The following is a 6,536-nucleotide window of genomic DNA, read 5'->3' as shown; positions in this document are numbered from 1 at the left end:
GGGACTGCCCCCGGTTTTGTTGACTCCTTGACCTAGCGAGCGGGTGCTCGTGGAAGGATGTTGACCATGCCTACGGCTTATGGGGCGGAGTTCCGCCAGGATGTTATTGATGTGGCCCGCAAGGGCGGGGCGCCGCTGGCACAGATTGCGAAGGATTTCGGGCTTTCGGTCACGACGTTGAAGCGCTGGATTGCCATTGCCGAGCGTAAGGAATCCGGGGCCGGCCCGGCAGCGGCGGAGTCGGTCGAGATGCGGGAGTTGAGGAAGCGTAACCGCTTGTTGGAGCAGGAGAATGAGATTCTGCGCCGGGCTGCTGCCTATTTGGCGAGGGACATAAACCCAAAATGATCTACCCGCTGGTCACGGATCTTGCCGCCCAGGGAATTCCCGTGGCGGTGACCTGCAGGGTGTTGAAGTTCAGCAAGCAAGGGTACTACCGGTGGAGATCCAGCCCGGTGACGGAACGGGACTGGGCGGATGCCCACCTGGTCAACGCGGCGCTGGACATCCATGACGACGATCCCGCCTTCGGGTACCGGTTCATCGCCGATGAACTCCCGGAGAAAGGCATCACCGCGGGCGAGAACAGGGTGCAGCGTCTGTGCCGGGACCATGGCATCTGGTCGGTGTTTTCGAAGAAGCGTGGCCTGAACCGGAAGCCGGGACCGCCGGTCCACGATGACCTGGTGGAGCGGGACTTCACCGCGGCGGCGCCGAACGAGCTGTGGCTGACCGACATCACTGAGCACCCCACCGGTGAAGGGAAGCTCTACCTCTGCGCGGTGAAGGACGTCTATTCCGGCAGGATCGTCGGATACTCGATGGACTCGCGGATGAAATCCTCGCTGGCCGTGGCCGCACTGGAGAACGCGGTGCGGGCACGCCGCCCGGCAGGAACGGTGGTGCATTCGGATCGGGGATCCCAGTTCCGGTCCCGCCGGTTCGTCGAATCGCTTCGGCACCACGGGCTCACCGGATCGATGGGCCGGGTCGGTGCGTGCGCGGACAACGCCGCGATGGAATCGTTCTTCTCCCTGCTGCAAAAGAACGTCCTGGACCGTCAGCGGTGGCTCACACGGCAGGAACTCCGGCTGGCAATCACAATCTGGATCGAGCGGACCTACCACCGCCGGCGACGGCAACGACGGCTGGGAAAACTAACGCCAATCGAATATGAAACAATCAACCGGACCGCGCTCACAGCGGCCTAAGACCCCGAGTCAACAAAAGCCGGGGCAGTCCCTCACGCGTTTCTCGTCCAACCCTGCCGGCCCCCCAAAGAGGTACTCCTGAACCGCCCTCTCGGGGTCGCCAAGAAAGCCCCCGCGCACGTACCCAGTAACACGGGTCAGGCTTAGCAGGTAAAGCCAGCAGAGGTCCAGGAAGACAGCACGGTGCGCAGGATCCAGCGGGTTCAGAAGCTTGCTTGCCTTGGCAAGGTGAGCGACAAGCTGAGTCGGGTTCCTATGTGTGAATATGTCAGTCTGATCGGAGCCCGTCAGGACGGCCAGAACGGTACCCACCTGCGGGACATGCCGGAGCTAATGACGGCTTGAATGGTACCCACCTGTGAGCGTTGATCCCATCATTGTGGGGGTCAATTGCAGGAGGGCCGGGATGGGGTCAAGAGTGGAGCTGTTCGCGAGAATCCGAAGGGACGCCAGAGTCGAGGGCGTGTCGATCCGGGAGCTTGCGCGCAGACATCAGGTGGCGAGAAAGACCGTGCGGACGGCGTTGAACTCCCCGGTCCCGCCTGAACGGAAAATCCCTCGGAGGTCCTCTCCCCGGCTCGAACCGTTCAAGGCCGCGATCGATGCGATGCTCATCGAGGACACGACGGCGCCGCGGAAGCAGCGCCATACCGCGCGCCGGATCCTTGCCCGGCTCATCGAGGAGCATGGAGCGCAGCAGCTGTCATATTCGACCGTGCGTGACTACGTGCGCATCCGCCGGGCCCGGATCGATGTGGAGGCCGGCCGCCGGGTGGAGGTGTTCATCCCGCAGGAACACGCCCCGGGCGCGGAGGCGGAGGTGGATTTCGGTGAAGTCTGGGTCGTCCTGAACGGTGTGAAGACCAAATGCCACATGTTCGTCTTTCGCCTCTCCCACTCCGGGAAGGCCATCCACCGGATTTACCCGACCCAGGCGCAGGAAGCGTTCCTGGAAGGCCACATCGAGGCGTTCAACGAGGTCGGCGGCGTGCCGGTCAGGCACATCCGGTATGACAACCTCACCAGCGCTGTCACCGCCGTGGTGTTCGGGCAAGGACGGCAACGGGTTGAGAACGACCGCTGGGTGCTGTTCAAATCCCACTACGGCTTCGATGCGTTTTATTGCCAGCCCGGCATCGCCGGGGCGCATGAGAAGGGCGGGGTCGAGGGCGAGGTGGGCTGGTTCCGGCGCAACAGGCTCTCCCCGATGCCGGTCGCCGGATCCCTGGATGAGCTCAACGACCGCATCCGGGCCTGGGAGGAACAAGACAACTCCAGGCGGATCGGTGACAGGATCCGCACCATCGGGCGGGACTTCGCCGCGGAGCAGCCTTTCCTGGCGCCGTTGCCGGCGGAGGAATTTGATCCGGGACTGGTGTTGAACCCCAGAGTGGACCGGTCCTCGATGGTCACGGTGCGGATGGTGAAGTATTCGGTCCCGGCACGGTTCATCGGCAGGAGGGTCCGGGTGTCCTTGCGGGCGTCCGAAGTCGTGGTGTTCGACGGCTGCGGAGTGGCTGCCAGGCATCAGCGGGTCGCGGCTCGGTCCGGGTGCTCCGTTCTGCTGGACCACTACCTCGAGGTCCTCAAAACCAAACCCGGCGCCCTGCCCGGGTCCACTGCACTGGCCCGGGCCCGGGCATCCGGGGCGTTCACGTCCGCCCACGAGGCATTCTGGGCTGCCTCCCGGCGGGTCAACGGCGACGCCGAGGGGACCCAGGAACTCATCGACGTCCTCCTGCTCCACCGCTCCATGGACGCATCCGACATCCAAGCCGGAATCACCGCGGCGCTGGGAGTGGGCGCGGTCAGTGCAGACGTCGTTGCCGTCGAGGCCCGCAGACACGCCACGATTTCGTCCGGGGGCGGGCCCGGTTCGGACCGTCATCCCGATGCTCAAGGCGAATTGAAAGTGCAACGAGTTGTCAGTCTTACTCAGCGCAGGCTCATGGACCCGGCCGCGGTCATCGCCGGGCTCCCGGCCGATACCCGGCCACTGCCCTCGGTCAGTGCCTATGACGAGCTGCTGGCCAAACGCACCCAACATCCCGCAGGAACAGCGTCGAAGGAGAACATCTCATGAGCCCCACCGCAGCGGCGACCACCATCACCCCGACCCTGCGACGGCGCCGCGGACTGACCGAACAAGCCGCCGTCGCGGCCGTGGACCAGGCCTGCCGCCGGCTGCGCCTGCCCACCGTGAGGGCGGTCCTCGACGAAGCCCTGGCCGTCGCCGGGAAAGAACAGCTCTCCTACCAAGGCTTCCTGGCCGAACTGCTGCTGGCAGAGTGCGACGATCGGGACCGGCGCTCCTCCATCCGCCGCGTCAAAGCCGCGAACTTTCCGAGGGACAAATGGCTCGGGGACTTCGATTTCGACGCGAACCCGAACATCAACCCCGCCACCATCCACACCCTCGCGACCGGGGACTGGATCCGCAAAGGCGCACCGCTATGCCTGATTGGCGACTCCGGAACCGGCAAATCCCACCTACTCATCGGGCTCGGCACCGCCGCGGCCGAGAAAGGCTACCGGGTCAAATACACCCTCGCGACCCGGCTCGTGAACGAACTCGTGGAAGCCGCCGATGAGAAAGTCCTGGCCAAAACCATCGCCCGCTACGGGCGAGTCGATCTGCTTTGCATCGATGAACTTGGCTATATGGAACTGGACCGCCGAGGCGCCGAACTCCTCTTTCAGGTCCTCACCGAACGGGAGGAGAAGAACTCCATTGCGATCGCAAGCAACGAATCGTTCTCCGGCTGGACCAAAACCTTCACCGACCCGCGCCTGTGCGCGGCAATCGTGGACCGGCTCACCTTCAACGGCGCCATCATCGAAACCGGCACCGACTCCTACCGCCTCGCCCACACCAAACAGCAGCAGTCCTAGCGGCCTTAATGCCCCTGCTCAGAAGGTGGTGTACTCCATCGATGAGGTCTTCCAGAGCTCTGTCGCCTCACTCAGGGCGGAATCGACGTCTTCGCCCGTGACCGAGAACGTCGTTTCAATATCCTGATCCGTCCAGGTGAACACAATCGACAACGCTCCTGCGGCGACGTCGTGATCAACCCAAAATGAGATGGTCCAGAAGTTGTTGTGCCCCTCATGCGTGACAATTTCAGCGGTGGAACGCCCGGAGCTATCTTGATCAACAGCTAGTTGAGGGCCCTCGGCCGGAGAATTCCGCAGATAGGCGCCGACTTGGCGATCGATTTCCCGCTGCTGCTCGAGTGTCAATGGGCCCTTAAACCTGACACTCATCTGAACCCATAAACCAAAGGGGTAAACCTCAGCGAAGTTCAGGCTGCAGCCAGCTCCGCTCAGAAGAACGGAGCCCCTGCCGGCCACAAAGCCCGGTTGCCAGTTGTACGGTCTCCTGGGCATGTGAGCTCCTAACAAGTAAGCAAAACGGGGCGGGGCTGTTTGTCGATCCTGTCCTGGTTGTGATGATACGACCTATCACCTGAAGCACCCAGCAAGCCCGTCGATGGGTACCGTTCTAGCCGCCCTGGTGGGCTCCAAACAGGTTGACACAGTCATATGTGGCTCCTTCACCCAGTAATCGAACTGGGAGAACTCAAGCAGATGATCAAGTTTGTTATTCAACCCGTTGAACGCGCGCCTTGAACAAAATCTACGTCTTCAAGTACGCGGATCACAGAATCAAAGGACAGCATGTTGACGTCGAGTTGAGCGGCGGCCACCGTCATCAGCGCTTGTCCGTCTTGTATAACATCTCGCCCACGTATGAGACCTGCGATTGTCGCGGCCATACCGATGATACGAGTGTCGTTCAAGGGGCTGAGGAGTGGAGAATTGGGGTCCACGTTGCGAACTCCCGAGTGCACGTCCTGACACCTGAGCCCTAGATTGATACCCTCCACGCCAACTACCCCCGTATTTTGAGCTGAATGGGACTTTCGCTGCCCCTGCTCTAAGTTACAGCAGACCCAAGGACCACTGGCTTCCTTGCGGGGTGCACGTATCCTCGCCCGACGAGTTCCTAAAGCCTGCCCCGGGCTCCTTGAAGTGCCACGAAGTAACTAGAGCAGGGTTACCGCTGTGCCAGCATTTTGACGTCGAGTGGGACCCCAGAGCGCGCGCAGGCACCTGAAAATTAACGATGTGATGGGTATCTGGCGACTCGCGGGCCAATCCGCAATCCGCGGAAGCCGAAGCCGAAGCCGAAGCCCCTAAGGATTCTTCGGCCAACCCTTCTGGCCGAGCCAGCACACGCTCCAATCGGCCCTCTCGTCAGTTGACTCCTGCCGCCGAGGCCAACTTCCCTGCCGTTCCAAAACATCCTCATCCACGACTGAGAGAAACGTGGCGGTTCGGGGAGTACCCGGTGGAAGGTCGTCAGGATCAAGCTGCCCCCGGGAATCGAAAGACCCCCGAAATCTCGCGGATTCCGGGGGTCTTGTCTGTAGCGGCGGAGAGGCTCGATCTCCCGTCCTCACGATTATGAGTCGCCCATGAGCCAACCCTGCTACTTCCACTGCACGATTTGACCGAGTCAGCCCCTGCCTGTGGCGAGCTTGAAAATGGCCTTTTCAACCTGAACTCGGGTGCGCCCGTATCGCTCGCCCCAGCATGCCAACAACTCGAGATACCGCGCGTAAGATGCGGTAGTCCTGTCCAGGGAAAACTTCGCTTCTCTGTCCAGCCAGCCGGCTATCTTGTCGTCGAGGATGGGAGCAGCCGCCGCATCGTCAGGACCTTCAAGCGCGGATGCGAAGTACAGCCACTTTGTGAAGTATGAACGTCCGAGGTGTTTGATGGCTCCGTCGTTATTCATCAATCGGAACGCTTCATGCGGCCCGTCGTCCCGGGCCGCCTGGGCTCCGGCTTCCAACCTACCGCTCACGGACGGAACGACTGGCGCTAGCATCGGGTCGTGGCTTCTGTCATCAATTTCCGTCAGTATCCAACGAGTTCGGAGGGCTCCCCTATCTGACGTTGTTCCCCAGCCCCAAACCATGGCAGGGACGAAGGCGGACAACACACGCCCGCCGTCGAGTTCTCGCAGCACTACGTCGCGGATGATCGGACGGTCTACCCTGTCCGGAAGTTGGTCTAGGGTTGCCAGTACATCCGGCAGGTCATGCATCTGTAGGCGCCACGGCTCTCGGTTCCAGTCAAACGAGACCTGCGGAGTCGGCTCATCTTCGAGAAGGGCAATAAGGGATGGGGGAACGTCTGTCGTCATCTTGGTATCCTCCCGCACTCCACCGGCGGGACAGACCAACGCCACGGAGCGTAAGGGGCCCAGCGGCTTGCCGGTCTACGTCTACGGTCATACGCCAGTGTCAGCGTCTACCA

The 6,536-nt window shown here is 62.1% G+C and carries 5 protein-coding genes; 3 read left to right on the top strand and 2 right to left on the bottom strand.

Annotated features, from left to right (window positions below; all coding sequences use genetic code 11):
* Nucleotides 1-66: 66 nt before the first annotated feature.
* The 3 genes from BLS42_RS17140 to istB all read left to right on the top strand — a co-directional run bounded on the left by BLS42_RS17140 (nucleotide 67) and on the right by istB (nucleotide 4,103).
* Nucleotides 67-1,211, top strand: a protein-coding gene (locus BLS42_RS17140) for an IS3 family transposase (protein WP_090579609.1) whose coding sequence is annotated in 2 segments (ribosomal slippage) — nucleotides 67-343 and nucleotides 343-1,211 — 1,146 coding nt in all. Because the reading frame shifts where the segments join, the coding sequence is not laid out codon by codon here.
* 406 nt (nucleotides 1,212-1,617) lie between these two features.
* Nucleotides 1,618-3,294 carry an IS21 family transposase gene (gene istA, locus BLS42_RS17130; protein WP_090583310.1) on the top strand — a complete coding sequence of 559 codons (1,677 nt, stop codon included), beginning with the start codon at nucleotides 1,618-1,620 and terminating at the stop codon, nucleotides 3,292-3,294.
* Nucleotides 3,291-4,103, top strand: a complete 813-nt coding sequence (gene istB / locus BLS42_RS17125) for an IS21-like element helper ATPase IstB (protein WP_090583308.1) — start codon at nucleotides 3,291-3,293, stop codon at nucleotides 4,101-4,103. The genes istA and istB overlap by 4 nt, the downstream gene beginning before the upstream one ends.
* A gap of 18 nt (nucleotides 4,104-4,121) precedes the next feature.
* Here the strand turns inward: istB and BLS42_RS17120 are convergent, their stop codons facing one another.
* Entirely contained in the window at nucleotides 4,122-4,451 is a 330-nt protein-coding gene (locus BLS42_RS17120) for a hypothetical protein (protein ID WP_143019230.1), read from the bottom strand.
* A 1,279-nt stretch (nucleotides 4,452-5,730) separates the two neighbouring features.
* Nucleotides 5,731-6,423 (bottom strand): 8-oxoguanine DNA glycosylase OGG fold protein, encoded by a 693-nt coding sequence (locus tag BLS42_RS17115; RefSeq protein ID WP_090583304.1) that lies wholly within the window; start codon nucleotides 6,421-6,423, stop codon nucleotides 5,731-5,733.
* Between the last annotated feature and the right edge of the window lie 113 nt (nucleotides 6,424-6,536).

Origin of the sequence: Arthrobacter sp. ov407, assembly GCF_900102895.1 — a bacterium.
Classification (GTDB): Bacteria; Actinomycetota; Actinomycetes; order Actinomycetales; family Micrococcaceae; genus Arthrobacter.
The sequence above is the reverse complement of the archived record's forward strand: the minus strand, read 5'-3'. Positions and strand labels throughout refer to the sequence as shown.